The organism is Pedobacter sp. BS3 (assembly GCF_008274585.1).
Taxonomy (GTDB): Bacteria; Bacteroidota; Bacteroidia; order Sphingobacteriales; family Sphingobacteriaceae; genus Hufsiella_A.
The window spans coordinates 12,311-31,931 of the sequence record NZ_VTRT01000009.1 but is presented as its reverse complement, the minus strand read 5'-3'; the positions used below and the strand labels follow the sequence as shown (position 1 = coordinate 31,931).

Genomic DNA, 19,621 nt, shown 5'->3' with positions numbered 1-19,621 from the left:
TATTTATTGAACTGATTTTATGAATGATTAATGATGATGTTCTTCTATAGCCGTACCGATAAACAGTGCGGTAAGCATGGTGAAAATAAAGGCTTGCAGAAACCCTACCAGCAGCTCCAGTATATCCATAAACAAAACAAATGCTATAGATACAGGTGCCATAGCCAGCGTTTTAAATATAAATATTAAAGAGATAAGGCTTAATACAATAATGTGACCGGCAGTTATATTGGCAAACAAACGGATCATTAAGGCAAAAGGCTTTGAGAGCACACTGGTAATTTCAACAACCCACATAATAGGTAACAACCACCAGGGCACGTCGGGCTTAAAAATATGTCCCCAGTAATACTTATTACCGTTAATATTTACAATGATCAATACTATGACCGAGAGAACAAATGTTACCGCGATGTTACCGGTTACATTGGCGCTACCCGGGAATATCGGGATAAGTCCCATCAGGTTATTTACCCAGATAAAGAAAAATACGGTTAGCAGATAGGGCATGAAACGCTCATATTTATAACCGATGTTCGGCTTGGCAATATCATCACGCACAAAGATCACGATAGGTTCAACCCATGATTGCAAGCCCTTGGGCGCCTTATTAGCACGCTTTTTGTAAGTACCTGCAACGCTGATGAAGATTAATAGTATGACCGCTACGCTAATTAGCATGGCTGCCACATTCTTGGTGATAGACAAGTCGATGATTTGAGCACTGGCTGCCTCATCAATGTTACCATCTGTACCTACAATTTTTATATGCTCGGCTACATTACGGTAAGTATGATATTTTCCGGTGTAATCACGCGATTCATGATGCTCATTCAGAAACTCGCCTGAGCAGAAAATCTCGATACCGGCCGGGGTGTACAAAATAACCGGTAAATGAAGAGAAGTATGTCCCCACAAATGCCAGCTGTGAGCATCACCAATATGTTCTAATATGGTTACTGCCGGGTCAAACTTTTCTTCTGCATGTTCGGGATTAACCTCCTTCACCACCATTTCGGGAACGGCATTAGCCGAATCCTGGGCGCTTACCTCAGAGGTCACAAAAGCGAAAAAAAGAGCGAAAATCGCACCCAGGGCGATTTTTTTTGAATTTAAAATGTAGCTTAAATACATTTAATGCGTGATTTTTACGTTTTATTTTGGTGGCGCAAGTTATGCAATATAGTATAAACTTCAAAGGCTGTAAATAATAAATAAACAGAAAAAAAATCAGCGGCAAAAATCATCCCTTTTACCTTAAAATTCAGCAGGTAAAATACAGCCAGCCCCATACATAACAACAGCTTAATTGTAGTTGCTCCCAGTATGATATATACCGACAAATCGCCGCTGCGTTTTATACCTTGTAATGCACCTAAACTGGCAATAAGCGTAGTTACAGCAATAAATCCAAAAACCACCCAGAATTTAGGTATGAAAAAAGCCTCTCCAACGATGTGTTGGACTAATAATATACCACCAATAAGCAGTATAGTAAAACCGGCAAAGCCGGCAACATATTTTTTCAGGTTCAAGGTTTATTGGTTTTAATAGACCGTATTACTATGTACAGCGATATGATCACACCTACCAGGCTTAGAACTGCGGTAAAAATTGGCTCCTCAGACTTCCGGTATTCATCCAGCTTATATCCGGCAAAAGCAAACAGGCAAATGATGGCCACCATCTGGAAAGCCATTCCGCTATAACGTGCATAACTATTTAAAGCACGCCTATCCCGCTCAAAATCACCTTTGTTCATATTCATAACTGACAGCAAAGCTATTAACTTTTTTAATACGGTTTAAACAATATACAGCTAAATAGTATATTTACCACCTGTTGTTAAGTCAGAAGGGGAAGGTTCAAGAGTCAAAAAGCCTGAAAGCAGGTTGGTTTTAGTGTACTTGAACCAGGCATTATTCCGTTGACATGACACTGTATATCTATTGTTGAATTGATTATCTGGCGTGGCTATTAAAAATTATTACGGGTACAGATCCCTGAAAACTATTATTTACGGCTTGGTTTTGCTCCTGGTATCGGCATGTGCAAGTAATAAAGATACGGTAACAAGTCGCGGCATGCAAAATCTTACAGCCCGCTACAATATTTTATTTAACGCCAAAGAGCTGCTCAGGCAAAGCCGTGAGAACATTGAACAGAATCAACCGGTAGATTACGACCATTTACTGAGCGTTTACGTTGAGCCGAATGAAACTTCGGCACAGGCAGAAAGCACCAATCTCGATTCGGTAATTATAAAAGCCAACGCCATTATTAATGATAAAGCGCACAGCAATTACGTTGACGATGCTTACCTGCTGATCGGTAAAGCGAATTATTATAAGGCCAATTATTTTAATGCGGCCGAATTCTTTAAATATGTAAGTGTTACCTATCCCCAAAACAAGCCGTTATGTGCAGAAGCCTGGGGCTGGGAGGCCCGTTCATTGCTACAGCTTAAAAAGCCGGACGAAGCCTCGGCTTACCTGGACAGCGCACTAAACTATGTTCAAACTGCCAAAAAGTTAAAAAAGAGCATTGCCGTTGCTATTTATGCCACCCAGGCACAGTTTGACATTCGCACCGGCAACCAGGAACATGCCATAACCATGCTCGAAAAAGCTCTGAAAGCCGGAACCAGTAAATATTACCGTATCCGGTGGCATTACCTGCTGGCACAATTGCAGGAAAATAATGGTATGAATGAGCAGGCTTATGCCAATTACGGCAAGGTAGTAAAAAGCAATGCATCATTCGAGATGGCATTCAACGCTATGCTTAACCAGATAAACCTGGAAAATGATGGAACCGGCAATGACGAAAATCGCATTAAACGGTTACGCTCACTGTTAAAAGAAGATAAAAATGCCGATTTTAAAGATCAGATCTATTTTCGCATAGCGGATACTTACCTAAAGGGCAAAAGCACGGATGATGCGATAGAGAACTTCAATCTTGCGATCCGCAATAGCACCAAAAACCAGAACCAGAAAGGGCTGGCCTACTACCGCCTGGCCGAGATCTATTTTAAAAACGGCGTTTATACCAAGGCAAAGGCTTACTACGACAGTACATTAACCAGCCTCAAACCCACATATCCCGGCTACGATCTTATCAAACTGAAAAGTAAAAACCTGGATTTGCTGGCCAAACGGTTTGAAATTATCGCCGAGGAAGATTCCTTACAAAGCATTGCCCGGCTGCCCGAAGCACAGCGGGACCTTCGTATAGGCCAGCTGGTACGCGAACAGCTTGACAAAGCCACCGGCGAAACGCCCGAAACTCCGGGCCCTTTTCTTGCGGGCATCGATGCTCCGGACAACAATAAAACCATTACCGAAGGTAAGTTCTATTTCAACAATACCGGGGCCATCAGCCAGGGCTTTTCGGATTTTAAACGGCGATGGGGTAACCGCAAGCTGGAAGATAACTGGCGTCGCAGCGAGAAAACGGCTCCCGAGATCCCTTTAAACGAAAAAACCTTATCGGATGTGAATGAAGCACGGGCCAACTCAACACCTCAGCCCGATGAAGCCTCGCTTCGTAAAAAATACCTGGATGCGCTTCCGCTTACCGATGAGCAGATGCAAAAATCCAATCAGAAGATCATTGATGCTTATTATGATGTGGCAAATTTTTATAAGGATGAGCTGAAAGACAAACAAGAGGCTATTGAAACATACCTTATATTGCTCAAACGATTCCCTGACAATACGTACAAGCCCGCCATTTATTATAACCTGTACCGGCTTTACAGCGATACCGATCCGGCAAAAGCCGATGAATACAAAAATCTGCTGCTAAAACAATTCCCCGAATCGGTATATGCCAAAGTTATTGCCGACCCCGATTACCTGCAAAAAAGGGATGAAAAGGCTATGGCACTGTTAGGTGCATATAACACCATTTACGATTTATACCTGCAAAAGCAATACGGAAACGTGCTGGCCTCCATAGCGCAAACCGAACAGCAGTTCGGTCAAAACCAATTTTCGGCGCAACTAGATTACCTTAAGGCCCTAGCAATAGGTCATACCAGCAAGCTGCCTGCCTTTGAAGAGAGCATGAAAAAGATTGTTTTCACCTATCCTGCCGATAAACTGGTAACACCTTTAGTGAAAGAGAACCTGACCTACATCAATAAAAACCGTGAAGCCATGAGCAAACGGGTTACGGCACTGGTAGATTTTGACCCGAACGAGCCGCCTTATATTGAAGAACCACGTCCGCTGAACAAGCCAACACCACCTGTTCTTGCAGCTAATCCGCCGGCCAAACAAGCAGAAGCCAAACCAGCTGTGCAGGAAAAGCCGAAAACCGCCGAGCCCAAAGCAACAGAGCCGGATAAAAAGCCCGTTGCCGAAGAGCCTGAAAAAGCTGCAGAGCCCGTAACCAAGCCTGCCGGGAAAGAACCTGTTGCAGAAAAAGCTCCGGTTACCGCAACAGAACCCGTCATTGCAAAAGAGTCTGCAACTACCCAGCCCCAGACTATGCCTAAAAAAGTGGATTATCCGTTTCATTTAACTAATGAAGCTGAATATTACTTTGTAATAAACATTGCCGATGCTACGCTGAACCTCAGTCCTTCCCGTTTCGGGATCGGGCAGTTTAACCGCTCAAACTATGCAGGTATGGGCATTAGCCACCAGTTAAAAAGCGCCACAGAAAATCAATTGATTTATGTAGGCCCTTTCCGGAACCTGGAAGCAGTTAAAGATTACGAACATAAAATTCTGCCGCTAATACCCGAGATTATGAAGGTTCCCGCCGAAAAATATAATACCTTTGTGGTCAGCAAAACCGATCTGGATAAACTTGCAGACCGGAAAATGATCGACTTATACATTGACTTTTACAAGCAGCAATAATATGCAGCAAAAAAATAATCAGTTAACAGCTCAGGAAACAGCACGATACACCATTAACTTCTGGAAAATTGTCATCGGCATAGTTGCTTTCGGGGTTATACTGATATTCAGTATCGGGTTAGGGTTGTTTGGCAAGCTGCCATCTTTCCGCGACCTGGAAAATCCAAAAAGCAACTTATCATCTGAAGTTATTGCAGACGACGGTGTGGTATTGGGCACCTATTTTATACAAAACCGCTCCAACGTTCGGTATGACCAGATCTCTCCTAACGTGATCAATGCCCTGGTTGCCACCGAAGACATCCGCTTCTACGAACATTCGGGAATTGACTTTAAACGGACGTTCACCATTATTTTTTACAACCTGATCGGTAAAAAGCAGGGAGCCAGCACCATTACGCAACAGCTTGCCCTAAACCTGTTCTCCAAAGAAGGTCGCTCAAAAAACGTTCTAAAACGGGTGATCCAAAAATTACAGGAATGGATCATCGCTGTAAAGCTGGAACGTAATTATACCAAACAGGAAATTATCACCATGTATCTCAACACGGTGGACTTTGGTGCGTACAACAGTTTCGGTATTAAATCTGCGGCCCGTACCTACTTTAATACTACTCCTGATAAATTAAAGCCCGAACAGGCTGCCGTACTTATCGGTATGCTGAAAGGGCCATCGTTATATTCCCCTATCCGTCATCCGGACAATGCACTGGCACGTCGCAATACAGTGCTGGAAAATATGGATAAAGCCGGTTTCTTAACCGATGATGAGACCGAACAACTGAAGAAAAAGCCGTTGGGCCTGTCATTTAATCCCATCGATCATAACATGGGTTCGGCAACCTATTTCAGGGCGGTTCTGAAAAAAGATATCCAGAAAATATTTGATGAGCAATCTATTACCAAAGCCGATGGCACACCGTACGACCTGGATCGTGACGGGTTAAAAATATATACTACCATCAATTCAAAAATGCAGCGCTACGCCGAGCAGGCGCAAAAAGAATACATGCAGGATTTGCAGAAGCAGTTTAACCAGCAGTGGGGCGGCCGCGATCCGTTTAAAACGGATAAAACCCTGCAAATGCTGTTAGAGCAGGGCATGAAACGTTCTGACCGTTACAAGCAGCTTAAACTGGATGGAAAATCGGACGAGGAGATCAGGAATGATTTTAATAAAAAGACCAGTATGACCATCTTCACCTGGAAAGGTGATATAGATACGCTGATGCGTCCTGTTGATTCCATAAAATATTACAAGCTGATGCTTCGCAATGCCCTAATGTCTATGGAGCCTCAAACCGGTTACGTACGGGCGTGGGTTGGCGGTAATAATTTTGAATTCTTTAAGTACGACCAGGTGAAAATGGGCGCCCGGCAGGTAGGATCAACAGCTAAGCCGTTTACCTATGCCGTTGCGATAAATGATGGTTATTCGCCCTGCTACCAGGTTCCCAATGAGCCGGTAACTATTGACGGCTGGACACCCAAAGCGTATAACCCCATTCCCGGATATTTGACCTTGCGGAAAGCACTGGCCAATTCGCAAAACTTTGTTACGGCCTATATGATGAAGCAGGTAGGCGCTACAGCCGTTGCTACTCAGATCAAACGCATGGGTATCACTACGGATGTTCCGGCATACCCGTCTATTTGCCTGGGAACATTTGATGCCAGCGTTTACGATATGGTAGGAGCCTATTCAACCTTTGTCAATCATGGTGTATGGACGGAGCCTATTTACCTGTTGCGCATCGAAGATAAAAACGGTAACGTGCTCTACGAGCGCAAGCCTAAAGTGGTGGTAGCGCTGAATCCGCAAACCGCTTACGTAATGACCGATATGCTTAAAAGCGTAGTTAACGAGGGAACAGGTGTGCGCCTGCGTTACCGGTACAAGTTTACCAATCCAATTGGCGGTAAAACCGGCACTACGCAGAACAACTCCGACGGTTGGTTCATCGGCATTACGCCGCAACTGGTTACCGGCGTATGGACCGGCTGCGAAGACCGGGCTATTCACTTTTTCTCTACCAATAAAGGTGAAGGCGCCAACTCGGCATTGCCCATATTTGCCCTGTACATGAAAAAAGTATACGCCGATCCATCATTAAAATATACAAAAGGCGATTTCGAACCTCCTAAGGGCGGTGTAAGCATTGTGCTGGACTGCAACGCTTATAATAACCCGGCAACTACCGACTCCACCAAAATGGATTCGAATATCAAATTTTAAGGCACGGGAAGGATGAATGGCGTATGGAAGATTTTGATTATCGTCCGGTATTAAAAACAATTCCGCAACGGCCCGGCGTTTACCAGTTCTGGGATCGTAACAACGAGTTGATCTATATCGGTAAGGCTAAAAACCTGAAAAACCGGGTTAGCAGCTATTTTATCAAAGATACTTACCGTATCAATGCCAAAACACGGGTGCTGGTCAGCAAGATCAACCGCATTACCTTCACCATAGTTGATACCGAGATTGATGCCTGGCTGCTGGAAAACAGCCTGATAAAGAAACATCAGCCACGGTATAATGTGCTGCTGAAAGATGATAAGACCTATCCCTGGCTGGTGATCAAAAATGAACGTTTCCCACGGATCTACTGGACGCGTAAGATCATTAAAGACGGCTCGAAATACCTGGGGCCGTACGCTTCGGTAAGCATGATGCACACCATACTGGATATGGTGAAGGAGATTTACCCGCTGCGTACCTGTAACCTGCCGCTAACGCCTCAGAATATTGCTGCCGGTAAGTTCCGCGTATGCCTGGAATACCAGATCGGCAACTGCAAAGGCCCCTGCCAGAACTTCCAGACTGAGGAAGATTACAATGCCAATATCGAAGATATTAAAGACATACTCAGCGGCAGGATAAACGGTGTATTGCGGAAACTTCGTACAGACCTGGAAGCCGCCTCGGCAGCGCTGAACTTTGAGCTGGCGCATCAGCTGAAAAGAAAACTGGATCTGCTGGAACGCTATCAAAGCAAATCGACCATTGTTAATTCGTCCATTACCGATGTGGATGTATTTTCTATTGCTTCGGATGAGAAATATGCGTTTGTGAACTTCCTGAAAGTGATGAACGGAACCGTGATCCAGACACAAACCATCGAGATCAAAAAGCGGCTGGATGAGACTGACGAAGAACTGCTGAGCATTGCCATATCCGAATTCAGGGAACGTTTTAACAGTCACTCAAAAGAGATACTGGTTCCGTTCCAGATCGATCTCGATGACCCCGGCATCCGGTTTACCGTGCCCAAACAAGGCGAAAAGAAAAAGCTGCTGGAGCTTTCGCAGAAAAATGTGGCTTTCTTTAAACGCGAAAAGCTTGACCAATACGAAAAGCTGAACCCGGGCGTAAAAACCGATCGTATCCTGGAGCAGATGAAAAAAGATTTGCGCCTGACGGAAAAACCCCGCCACATCGAATGCTTTGATAACTCCAACTTCCAGGGGAAATACCCGGTTTCGGCCATTGTGGTGTTTAAGGATGCCAAACCTTCCAAAAAGGATTACCGGCATTTTAATGTGAAAACCGTTGAAGGTCCCAACGATTTTGCTACCATGGAAGAAGCCGTTTACCGCCGGTACAGGCGTATGCTGGAAGAAGAAATGCCGCTGCCGCAGCTCATCATCATCGATGGTGGTAAAGGTCAGCTTTCATCGGCCATGAAAAGCCTGAAACTGCTGGGCATTGATAAGCAGGTTACTGTTATCGGTATTGCCAAGCGGCTGGAAGAGCTGTTCTACCCCGGCGACCAGTATCCTATTTACCTGGATAAGAAATCGGAAACGCTGAAGGTGATCCAGCATCTGCGTGACGAGGCGCACCGCTTCGGTATTACCTTTCACCGTAACAAGCGCAGCAAAGGCACGTTTGTTACCGAACTGGAGCGTATTCCCGGCATTGGTAAAACTACCGCCGAGAAACTGTTAAAACAGTTTAAATCGGTTAAAAAGATCCGCGAAGCTACCCTGGAAGAGTTGTTACAGGTTGTTAACCAGAAGCAGGCATCGGCCGTCAGGGAGTTTTTGAGTGGTAAGCAATGATTGTCCGCATTTGTAACCAACTGAATGTTTAGGGAACAGTGACCAGATTGCTTTAAAGCAATAATACGCTAAGGTTGGTAAAAGTTGTAAGCAATAGGAATTTCGAGTTAATTACGGTCATTATAAAAAATACTAACACAACTTGCCTTTTCGAAAGTATTTTTTATATTTGAGTTAATTCTGTCCCAGGCGAATAAATAACGCTAATCAACAGATAACTAATTTACCTAACTTATCCGCTTATGCGCTTTAAAATTGTGCTCTCTGCGCTCCGTCCTGGGGTTGTTATCCCAATTAATTATCAGTATATCCTTAGCTCGGCCATTTATCGGATCATCACTAAAGGAGATTCGGCTTATGCCGGTTTTCTCCATACAAGTGGCTATGGCAAAGGCTTTAAGCTGTTTACTTTTTCTCAGATTAGCTGCCCTTTTAAAATAGCGGGCGACCGACTACAACTGCTGGGTGACGAGCTGAGTTTCCAGGTGGCTTTTCACTTGCCACCCGCAGCGGAAAATTTTGTGAAAGGATTATTCCAAAGCGAGCATATAGATATTGCAGATAAAAGATCGAAAGCCACATTCTCTGTAAGGTCGGTAGAAAGCCTGCCCGATCCTTTGCAGGGATATAAAGACAATGTGGTGATCAACATTCAGTTGAAGCCACTCTCTCCTGTGGTAGCCGGCCTGCAGAATGAAAAAGGGAATTATGTTTTTTTATCACCGGATGATGCCCGCTTTGCAGACAGCCTTATATATAATTGGCGGAACAAAATAGCTACCTGCTATGATGAAGCAACAGCGGCGGCCGCCTTGCTGATGATGGAAGTAACACCGCTGAAGCAACCCTTTAAATCGCGGTTAATTGCCATTAAAGCAGGCACGCCGCAGGAAACGAAGATAAGAGGATGGATGAATTTTGGATTGAAGGTAACCGGAGAGAAAAGATTTGTGGAAATTTTAATGAATGCGGGGTGTGGAGTGTATAATTCGCAGGGGATGGGGTTTGTGGAATTATTAAAGTAAAAATGTCAGTATTTCAAACAATTAGTTAAACTAATTTCAATTCTATTTAGTACGATTTGAAACTCTTGAGAAATACTGACACACAAAAATAGTAACAAAAATGGGAAAAATAGAATTTAATATTAACAATTAGATTAACTATGATAAAAATTATACCTTTGCCAAAATATTTGGTATATGGAAGGTATGTATTACATAGGAAGTGACGGAAGTCTTATAGATATGGAAAGTTTTATTTCTTATGTCCTTGATTTGGAAAGAATGAATGAGCATTTTGTTTTTATTGAATGGTTTTGCGAGGATGATTTTTCGGATATTGAAATATATAATTATTTAGAAAATTTATTTTAAAAATGATAAAAGAACTTATAAATTTTACGGAAAATCTGGAAGAAGAATTTAAAAATTTGGGCTCTTTACCTAAAGAAGGTCTGCATATATTGCTTCAATTGAAAAAAGATGAAAATGGAGAAGTTTCTATTGATAAAGAGAGCTTTCAATTTGAGCAATTCTCTAAAAAACAAAAAGAAAAAGTATCAGATTTTTTGAACACTTGCAAATTGCTGCATCAAAATGCCTGGTGTATTGATACAAACAAATGTTTTGATTTACCCACTAAAGCTATCCACACTTGCTCCCCGTTTGCTGTGGCCTTCAAAAGAGAGCATTTAGAAGGCGGTGCAAAATATAAAAGCAATCAGGCAGAAAAGAAAAAGCAGATTTATGAACGTTTTGAAGGTTATTTTAATAAAGCATTTGCACTATTTGAGGATGAGGCAGAGAAAGAAAAGTATATTGTTTTTAGAAACTTTTTTACGCACAATGAACTCTCTAAACTAATTGAAAAAATTGAAAGGGAGAATGCCGATAAGTATCAGAAGCTGGAAGAAAAAAGTGAGTTATTAAAAGTGCAATTCAAAGAAAGTAAAGACAAATCAGAAAAGGAGGCTATTAAAAATGCTATTGCAGAGATTGACCAACAGTTGCTAAAAGTGAAACCTTTAGAGGACAGCAGTTACATCATTTTCTATTTAGATATACCGCTTAAACAATACAAAGAAGTACACAAAAGATATTTGGATGATAAACTTTTCAATACGGATAAATATAACACGGCTCCGGATGAACAGGGGCTGATCTATGGAACGAATAACTTTATGAATGGCTTCAACAGCAATATGCCATTCCTGATGCACCAAACAGCAAGTTTTGATATTTCAGGCAGAATCTCAAATACAGATGCGAAGTTGCTGAACGATTTGAAAAATATGTTTCCCAACAAAACCTTGCCCAATCCGCTGCCAATTTTTATTTACAAAGAGGAACTGCTGCAAAGTAAGGTAATTAGTATTTTCAGAGAAAGCGGATTTAAATTCGGTTACAAAGAAATTATTCAAAAACTGATAGAAACAAATGAGGAGGATATTTCAAATTATTATCTCCTCTTCTGGCAAAATACAATGGATGGAATTGTATTTAGAGATTTTGATTACGTGGCAAAATTTGAATATAAAATCAAAGATTTAATCATTCAAAACCTTTTTGAAATAAAAGAAAAAGGTGGAAAGGCAGATAAACATTATCTACTCATCAAAACTATTTTTGATTTTGAGCAACAGGTTTTGAAGCCTTTAATTCAAAATAAATATCATCGTGTAGATTATTTCGGAGACCTTAATAAAGAAGACTATGCCAAGCTGGATAGAACATTTGGCTCCTTTTCCAAATACCGGAAAGCGGTATATGACTTTGTCTATAAATCACAGCGAAATACTATTGACGGAAATGTTTTTTATGAAATGGTGTTTAACAGCATTTCAGATGACATTAAAAATGGGAACGAATACGGTATAAAAGAAAAATTGAACATTTGGTACAGTTTATTTGAATATTTTAATCCTAAACAAAAAATAAATATGGTGAACAAGTTAAAAGAATATCAGGATTTCGTCGCAGCCATTATTTCCGGCGAAGAATTAACTGATATTACAGACGAAAAGTTTGCATTTGCAGCCGGTCAGGTTATCGAATACATTTTAAGTAAAAGCAAATCGGCAGACAATAGTTACAATCTGTTAGAGCCTTATTTGCAGCAATCAAAATGTGCAGAGTTCAAAAAAGCAATTACAAACGATTTTGGAAGGTATAAGCATGAGAATTTCTCTAAGAATTTTGAGAAAGTAGCTGCGTTTGTTTTAAGCTATGAAACCGATGTCAACTTAAAACATTTATTACCTCAAATACTGTCAGGTGTATTTGCAAAAAATCAATTATTCAGTTCAAACAATCCAAAATAAAATAATATGACAACATTTAATAACAGAGTTTACGGTGCAGCCATCATCAAATCAATCAATTCAAACTATAACGCCGATTTTTCTGGACAACCCCGAAAACTGCCGAATGGAACCGTTTATGCTACCGATAAAGCCTTGAAATATTCCATCAGGAATTACTGGAAAGATGCATTGGGAGAAAAGGTATTTTACTTTAAATCTTTGAGTGAGGAGATGTCCCCACGTACATTGGATGAAACCTATAATCTTCATTTTGGCGATTCTAAAGAGAAAGACAAAACAAAACTCAGATTGGAAGTTTTAGGTAATATTTTGAAATGTCTGGATGTCAAATTATTCGGGGGTACGTATGCAGGCAAGACAAATATTTCTATTCACGGTACGTGCCAGATTACACACGGATTAAACAAATTTGCTGAGAATGTTATCTATTCAGAACAAATAATGTCGCCATTTCGTAACTCGAACGAAGCAAGTGCTGAAAGCACAATGACTACATTAGGGTCTCAATCCCGTTTGCAGGAAGGGCATTATGTTCATCATTTTTCTGTAAACCCCAAAAACATTGAAGACGATGTAACCCGTGTAAAAGGAGAAGGATTAACAGATAGTGATATTTCAAAGCTCAAAGAAGGGTTGAGAAAAGGGGCTACTTATTACGATTCGGCAGCTAAAGCCGGAACAGAAAACGAATTGTTGCTGTGGATACAGCTAAAACCCGAATCGAAAGTAGTATTACCCTCATTTGTAAGCCTGATAGACATTAATGAAGAAAAGGAAATTGACTTTTCAAAGGCAAGTGCTTTGCTATCAGAGGAACATATAAAAAGTGAAATTGAGAAAATAGAAATTTACTACAATAAATCCAACACAAAAGTATTGAATGAGCCTGCCGGAGCCGTATTCTCTGAACTATAAACATATCAGCTAATGAAATTAATATCATTTGACTTACAGGCTGATTTTGCTTTTTTCAGAAAGCCCGAGACCAACAATACGATAAACCTGTCGTACAATATCATTCACAAACCTGCTTTGTTAGGAATACTAGGGGCGGTACTTGGATTGAGTGGTTATCAGGAAAAAGGCAAACTGCCGGAATATTACGAGAAGCTCAAAGATTTAAAGATTGGCGTAGAGCCGTTGGAGCACGATAAAGGAAATTTTACGAAGACCAATATCAAATATACAAATACGGTTGGCTATGCGAATAAAGGCACAAATTTCCTGACCGAAGAGCTTACTTTGGTAAATCCGGTTTACAGGATATATCTTTTATTGGATAGCGATAATGAATTGTATTCTGCACTTTACGATTCTTTAAAAAAAGGAGAATCCGTATATATTCCTTATCTGGGAAAGAATGAATTCTCGGCTTGGTGGAATCCCTCAACATTTACTGAATATAGTTTTTCAAACAAGGAAATTAAAAAGGAGGAAAGTGTAAAAATTAAATCTGTTTTCCAAAAGGCAATTGTTCTAAAAGGGAATACAGAAGCTCCGTTCCCGGACTTGCTGAATATCGACTTTGAAGAAATGAATTTTCTGTATTTCGAAAGATTACCCAAAGGTTTTGACCTGGAGTTGATGCAATATGACATTACAGAATTTGCATTCTCAAATTATCAGATAAAAAATGCACACCTTATTGAAAATTTGGTATTTGTTGAAGAATTAGAGGCCTATGTCCAGCTGTTTTAAATCGGTTGCTGAAATCTTAAACGGACTCCCTGCATTGCATACGTTTTTAAGCAATGCCGGAAGTTATTTTGCTCATTTACCAAAGCTGAATGTTGATATTCCAAATGAAACACTGGAAGAACATATCACATTGGTAAACCAATATTTTGTCCAATTGGTAAATGAACATAGGCTTGAACCTGTTATTGATAAACTAATACAAAGCATTAATACGAGCGGCAACCCCAAAACCGCCAACTATTTGAAAAAGTTGTTTGTAAATACTATTGTTTTCCACGATTATGGCAAGATAAATGAACGATTTCAGTCTGATAAGATGCGGAATGAGCTACATAGGAAGTTGATTGATTCTGATAGTCCTATTGGTTCTACACATTCAGCTCTTAGTGCATACATCTATCTAAGCAAACATCTGAATGAGATTGCATTTGAACATAAATTTGACCCAGCTTTAATCACTGCCTGCATTTATTTATCCTATTCTATTTTTAAACATCATAGTCGGCAGTTTGATGATGATAGCATTTATACTACGGGATTTGCAGAATTAAAAGCCAAATTTATTTTCGATGATGTTAAATTGTTTTTATCCAAATATTTAAACGCTTTTGGCTTTGACATAAACCAGAATATCATTCAAATGATTGGTAAAAATGATTGGTTGGAGAATCAGCAAAAGCTAAAAAGAGACAACTCATTCTCGCTCTATGCACTATGCCGTTTGAACTTTTCGCTACTTACGGCTTCCGATTATTTGGCAACAAATGAGTATATGAATAGCGATAAGGAGTACTCAGCAAAAATTACTGACTTCGGCACACTTTCAAAGGAAAGAATTGAGGAGATATATCAATTTGTTACGAATGCGGATTGGTTAAATGAAGCAGAGGGGAAAAAGAATTACAACAAAGCTGTTTTTGGAAAAACTGAAAGCTACGAGTTTCAAAATCCGCAGATTGCTACGGGAGATAATCTGAATATTTTACGAACAGAAATGGCGATAGAAGTTATTCGTAGTATTCGCTCAAATGCCGATAGCAACTTATTTTATATAGAAGCACCAACCGGAGGCGGAAAAACAAATCTGTCTGCATTGGCAGTAATAGAGCTACTGAAAATGCATCAGGGAAAGTACAACAAGGTATTTTATGTATTTCCATTTACAACGCTCATTACCCAAACCTATAAATCGCTTAAAGAAACTTTAGGCTTGCAGGAAAATGAAATGGTGGAATTGCATTCCAATGCAGGAATGAAAGTAAACAGTGAAGATGACGATAATTACGGAAATGAAAAGCTTAATTATATCAATCATCTCTTTGTCAATTATCCGTTTACCTTTTTATCTCACATTCGCTTTTTTGATATTCTAAAGACAAATGAAAAGGAAGCGAACTATTTACTACATCGTTTGGCTAACTCTATTGTGGTGATAGACGAATTGCAATCCTATAATCCCCAACATTGGGATAAGGTCATTTACTTCATAAAACAATACGCTGACAAATTCAATATCAAGTTTATACTGATGTCGGCGACATTACCAAAATTAGATAAGCTGAATGTAATAAAAGAGCAAGCTCAGGACTTCGTTTATCTGTTGCCTGAAGCCAGGAAAAAGTATTTCACTAATCCTAATTTCTCGGGGAGAGTTACTTTTAATTTTGATTATTTTGACAGGACAGATTTAGAGCTTAGTGAAATTGCAGAAAGACTGTTAGCAGAGTCTAAAGCCTATTCAGAAAAGGATTTTGGAAACGCGAAGCCTTTAGGTAGCGTTTACACAATTATTGAATTTATCTTTAAAAAAACGGCATCTGAATTTTATAATCTCATCAAACGAATCGATTTTTTTGATGAGATATTTGTGTTGTCAGGGACTATTCTTCCGCATAGAAGAAAGTACATCATCAACTTTCTCAAAAACAAAAACAATAGAAAAAAGAAAGTCTTATTGATTACTACACAAGTGGTAGAAGCCGGCGTGGATATAGATATGGATTTGGGCTTTAAGGACCGTTCGCTGATAGATAGCGACGAACAACTGGCAGGCAGAATTAACCGAAATGTCAATAAACGGGATTGTGTTTTATTCCTCTTCAACTATAATAAAGAAGCGATTATCTATGGAAAAGATAAACGTTTAGAATTGACAGGAAAGCATATTAAACATGAGCAATACATTGACATTTTAAACAATAAAGATTTTGATAAGCTGTATGACATTGTTTTGAATAACAGAAATGAATGGAATGATAAAACAATGGTTGAAAACTTTAGAGATTATGAGAACAAAATCAAGTCGCTAAAGTTCAAATCTGTACACGAAGACTTTAAACTGATTGAACAAAATAATATTTCTTGCTTTGTACCCTTATCAGTCCCAATACAAGTTGACGGAATTTTCGAAGGACAGAAAGACTCTGTATTCTCACAATCTGAACTGGATTTTTTGAAATTATATCAGGTATTTGCAAATGATGAAAATGAGATTGAGGGTAAAAAAGTGTTTGATGTTTATTTAAACCTTATTCACAATAAGCAAGAGTTTATTAAGCAAAAGACTGAAGAAAAGATATTGCAGGGAATAATGTCCAAATATGTTTTTTCTTTGTTTGCAAGTGATAAAATTGAAAAGCAGATTACGCATTATTCCGATGAAGATAAAACTGAATATGGATATAAGTATATTGAACATTGGAGAGAATTCTACGACATAGAATCAGGGATGCGGGATAATGATTTTAATAGTAATGAAACCCAATTCTTATGACCATCAACGCCACACTCATCAATCTTTATCATGTTTGCAAACGGGAATGCTGGCTACATGCTAACGGCATCAACATGGAGCATACCAGCGATACGGTATACGATGGCAAGCTGTTGCACGAGACCAGCTACCCGCAGCGTAATGAAAAACATACTGAGTTGAACATAGAGGCAGCTTACAATAATATTAGTCTGTTTGGTAAAATAGACTTTTATGATGCGGGGCAAAAAATAATTCATGAAACCAAGCGCAGCGATAAAGTAGAAAAGGCGCACGAATGGCAGGTAAAATTTTATTTATGGCTGCTAAAGCTGAATGGAATTGAAGAAGCAAGCGCTATATTGGAATATCCGTTATTGAGGCAAACCGATCAGTTAAGACTTTCTGCGGAGGATATTGAGCATTTGGAAAAAACGATACAATCTATAGCACAGCTAAAAGAATCGGAAGAATGTCCTCCGGTTATCAATGCAAAGGTCTGCAAAAGCTGCTCCTATTATGAACTCTGTTACATCAATGAATAATGAAAAAAACCTACTACCTGTTTAATCCTGGCCGCATGAGCCGCAAGGACAATACCCTCAAGTTCACACCAGTGGATGAAAACGGTACGGAAGGGCAGCCCAAATATATCCCGGTAGAAGGTGTAAGCGACCTGTATTGTTTTGGAGCATTAGATGCTAACAGTGCATTGTATAATTTCTTGGGAAAAGAGCAGATAGCAGTTCACTTCTTCGATTATTATGAGCATTATACTGGTAGCTTTATGCCTAAGGATTATTTATTAGCGGGCAAAATGCAAATAGCACAAACCAAATACCACAGCAGTAAAACAAAGCGTTTGATCATAGCACAAAAGTTTGTTCAGGGAGCTGTATTCAACATACTTAAAAATTTACGGTATTATCATTCCCGGGGTAAGGAATTAGGCGATATCATTGCCACTATTGAACGATATAGCACTTTGCTTAGCAATACTACCGATATTGATATGCTAATGGGCTTCGAAGGCAATATCCGCCAGACATATTATGATGCCTTTGATATTATTTTGAACGATTTTGCTATGAATGGTCGCAGTAAACGGCCTCCTAGAAACGAAGTTAATGCTTTGGTGTCTTTCGGAAATATGATGTGTTATACAGTATGTCTGGGTCAAATTTATCATACACAATTAAATCCCACTATCAGTTTTTTGCATGATCCCGGATACCGTAGATATTCATTGGCATTAGATCTTGCAGAGGTTTTTAAACCGATCTTAGTGGACAGGGTTATTTTTAAAGTATTAAATAAAAAGGAAATTCAGGCTAAAGATTTTGACGTACAGGTTAATAGTGTAGTATTGAAAGATACTGCCCGAAAAACATTTGTAAGGGCCTTTGAAGAACGGCTCAATGAAACCATTAAGCATCGTTCGCTGAACAGAAGTGTAAGTTACAAACACCTGGTGAAATTGGAATGCTATAAGCTTACCAAACATTTGTTGGGTATGGAAGAGTATAAACCTTTTAAAAGCTGGTGGTAATATGTATGTAATTGTGGTATATGATATAGGCGAAAAAAGAGTGGGAAAAATGCTTAAATTGTGTAGGCAATACCTTAACTGGATACAGAACAGTGTGTTTGAAGGAGAAATAACCGAAGTAAAGTTAAAAGAACTATTACATCGGGCCAGAGAGGTTATGGATGAAGCATGTGACAGTATTATTGTTTTTAAGAACAGGAATGAGAAATGGTTGGAAAAACAGCTTGTAGGTAAAGAGAAAAATGAACTGGATACTTTTATTTAGTTGTCGATGCTGAAACAATGAAGCCAAGGAAAGTTCTTTGACATACTGGTAAAATAAAAAAATCTTTGCAGGCAAGCAATATAATCGGTTGTCGATGTCCGGGGTAAATCATATTATCGGATATCGACAACTTTTTCTGGTAAAAATGTTTAATTTTGAAACTCTAAAGCCTTGAAAATAGGCTTTTTATCGTTGTCAATATGACGGCTCTTAATCGCACAATAGTTGAATTGAAATTTGTCAGATAGCTTATTACCGTTAATACGGTACACTCTCTTAATCGCACAATAGTTGAATTGAAATAATGGCAGTTATATCGAGTTTTTTTCAGCAGACCACTCTTAATCGCACAATAGTTGAATTGAAATATTCCGACTGCTGTTTCTTTCTTAATTGGCTTTTGTTCTCTTAATCGCACAATAGTTGAATTGAAATTTTTTAAACTGATTGGTATATTTCCAAACCCTGTCTGCTCTTAATCGCACAATAGTTGAATTGAAATCCAGTTAAAGCACATTTGTAATTTTGTTTTTCTATCTCTTAATCGCACAATAGTTGAATTGAAATTAGGACATGTTAAGTTTTAAGTGCAAATCCCTTACGGCTCTTAATCGCACAATAGTTGAATTGAAATGACTATAGATGGGTATGTACTAAAAGTTCAATACGGCTCTTAATCGCACAATAGTTGAATTGAAATGGTTATGGCTTATATGCGTGTAAATAGCCGTTGTTCTCTTAATCGCACAATAGTTGAATTGAAATTTTGGTGTTGCTGTGTATCTTAAAAAGAATTTCACTCTTAATCGCACAATAGTTGAATTGAAATGAGCTTAAATCGGTACTATATCCCCGTGAAATAGTCCTCTTAATCGCACAATAGTTGAATTGAAATTCGGAGGTGTTACCGGTTAAATCGGAGGGTTTTGAACTCTTAATCGCACAATAGTTGAATTGAAATTTTGTACCGGATTTGGTCTAATACCCCGGCGCAGGACTCTTAATCGCACAATAGTTGAATTGAAATTTAATTGTTTCATGATGTAAATATACACATTGTCTCTCTTAATCGCACAATAGTTGAATTGAAATT

15 protein-coding genes and 1 CRISPR repeat array (1 of these 16 only partly in view) are annotated in these 19,621 nt (G+C 39.4%); of the genes, 12 read left to right on the top strand and 3 right to left on the bottom strand.

Going from position 1 to position 19,621, the window contains the following annotated elements:
- Positions 1-27: 27 nt before the first annotated feature.
- The 3 genes from atpB to FW774_RS18630 are packed head-to-tail and all read right to left on the bottom strand — an operon-like array spanning position 28 to position 1,768.
- Positions 28-1,134: a F0F1 ATP synthase subunit A gene (gene atpB, locus FW774_RS18640; protein WP_149349783.1), complete on the bottom strand. Its 1,107-nt coding sequence runs from the start codon at positions 1,132-1,134 to the stop codon at positions 28-30.
- Positions 1,135-1,148: 14 nt separating this feature from the next.
- Positions 1,149-1,535 (bottom strand): hypothetical protein, encoded by a 387-nt coding sequence (locus FW774_RS18635; RefSeq protein WP_149349781.1) that lies wholly within the window; start codon positions 1,533-1,535, stop codon positions 1,149-1,151.
- The gene (locus FW774_RS18630; RefSeq protein WP_149349779.1) at positions 1,532-1,768 is read right to left on the bottom strand and encodes an AtpZ/AtpI family protein; all 237 of its coding nucleotides are present in this window, start codon (positions 1,766-1,768) and stop codon (positions 1,532-1,534) included. The genes FW774_RS18635 and FW774_RS18630 overlap by 4 nt, the downstream gene beginning before the upstream one ends.
- 202 nt (positions 1,769-1,970) lie before the next feature.
- Between FW774_RS18630 and FW774_RS18625 the strand changes: the two genes are divergently transcribed.
- The 12 genes from FW774_RS18625 (at position 1,971) to cas2 (ending at position 18,528) form a co-directional block, all read left to right on the top strand.
- Positions 1,971-4,874 (top strand): tetratricopeptide repeat protein, encoded by a 2,904-nt coding sequence (locus FW774_RS18625; RefSeq protein ID WP_149349777.1) that lies wholly within the window; start codon positions 1,971-1,973, stop codon positions 4,872-4,874.
- 1 nt (position 4,875) lies between these two features.
- Complete coding sequence (locus FW774_RS18620; RefSeq protein ID WP_149349775.1) at positions 4,876-7,110, top strand: transglycosylase domain-containing protein; 2,235 nt, start codon at positions 4,876-4,878, stop codon at positions 7,108-7,110.
- Between the two features lie 23 nt (positions 7,111-7,133).
- Positions 7,134-8,939 carry an excinuclease ABC subunit UvrC gene (gene uvrC / locus FW774_RS18615; protein ID WP_149349773.1) on the top strand — a complete coding sequence of 602 codons (1,806 nt, stop codon included), beginning with the start codon at positions 7,134-7,136 and terminating at the stop codon, positions 8,937-8,939.
- 242 nt (positions 8,940-9,181) lie between these two features.
- Positions 9,182-9,964 carry a CRISPR-associated endoribonuclease Cas6 gene (gene cas6, locus FW774_RS18610; RefSeq protein WP_149349771.1) on the top strand — a complete coding sequence of 261 codons (783 nt, stop codon included), beginning with the start codon at positions 9,182-9,184 and terminating at the stop codon, positions 9,962-9,964.
- A gap of 177 nt (positions 9,965-10,141) precedes the next feature.
- Positions 10,142-10,315 carry a hypothetical protein gene (locus FW774_RS20485; protein ID WP_187774958.1) on the top strand — a complete coding sequence of 58 codons (174 nt, stop codon included), beginning with the start codon at positions 10,142-10,144 and terminating at the stop codon, positions 10,313-10,315.
- Positions 10,316-10,317: 2 nt separating this feature from the next.
- Positions 10,318-12,261: a hypothetical protein gene (locus FW774_RS18605; protein ID WP_149349769.1), complete on the top strand. Its 1,944-nt coding sequence runs from the start codon at positions 10,318-10,320 to the stop codon at positions 12,259-12,261.
- A 6-nt stretch (positions 12,262-12,267) separates the two neighbouring features.
- Positions 12,268-13,179 carry a type I CRISPR-associated protein Cas7 gene (locus FW774_RS18600; protein WP_149349767.1) on the top strand — a complete coding sequence of 304 codons (912 nt, stop codon included), beginning with the start codon at positions 12,268-12,270 and terminating at the stop codon, positions 13,177-13,179.
- A 12-nt stretch (positions 13,180-13,191) separates the two neighbouring features.
- A complete protein-coding gene (gene cas5b, locus FW774_RS18595; protein WP_149349765.1) occupies positions 13,192-13,962 on the top strand; it encodes a type I-B CRISPR-associated protein Cas5b in 771 nt (256 codons plus the stop codon).
- Complete coding sequence (gene cas3 / locus FW774_RS18590; RefSeq protein WP_149349764.1) at positions 13,946-16,735, top strand: CRISPR-associated helicase Cas3'; 2,790 nt, start codon at positions 13,946-13,948, stop codon at positions 16,733-16,735. Before cas5b ends, cas3 begins: the two co-directional genes overlap by 17 nt.
- Positions 16,732-17,259, top strand: coding sequence for a CRISPR-associated protein Cas4 (gene cas4, locus FW774_RS18585; RefSeq protein WP_149349762.1), 528 nt, complete (start codon positions 16,732-16,734; stop codon positions 17,257-17,259). The genes cas3 and cas4 overlap by 4 nt, the downstream gene beginning before the upstream one ends.
- Positions 17,259-18,263, top strand: coding sequence for a type I-B CRISPR-associated endonuclease Cas1b (cas1b, locus tag FW774_RS18580; RefSeq protein ID WP_149349760.1), 1,005 nt, complete (start codon positions 17,259-17,261; stop codon positions 18,261-18,263). The genes cas4 and cas1b overlap by 1 nt, the downstream gene beginning before the upstream one ends.
- Position 18,264: 1 nt before the next feature.
- Positions 18,265-18,528, top strand: coding sequence for a CRISPR-associated endonuclease Cas2 (cas2, locus tag FW774_RS18575; protein ID WP_149349758.1), 264 nt, complete (start codon positions 18,265-18,267; stop codon positions 18,526-18,528).
- Positions 18,529-18,735: 207 nt separating this feature from the next.
- A CRISPR array of direct repeats spans positions 18,736-19,621; the repeat unit is 30 nt; unit sequence CTCTTAATCGCACAATAGTTGAATTGAAAT; it runs 7,088 nt beyond the window's last position.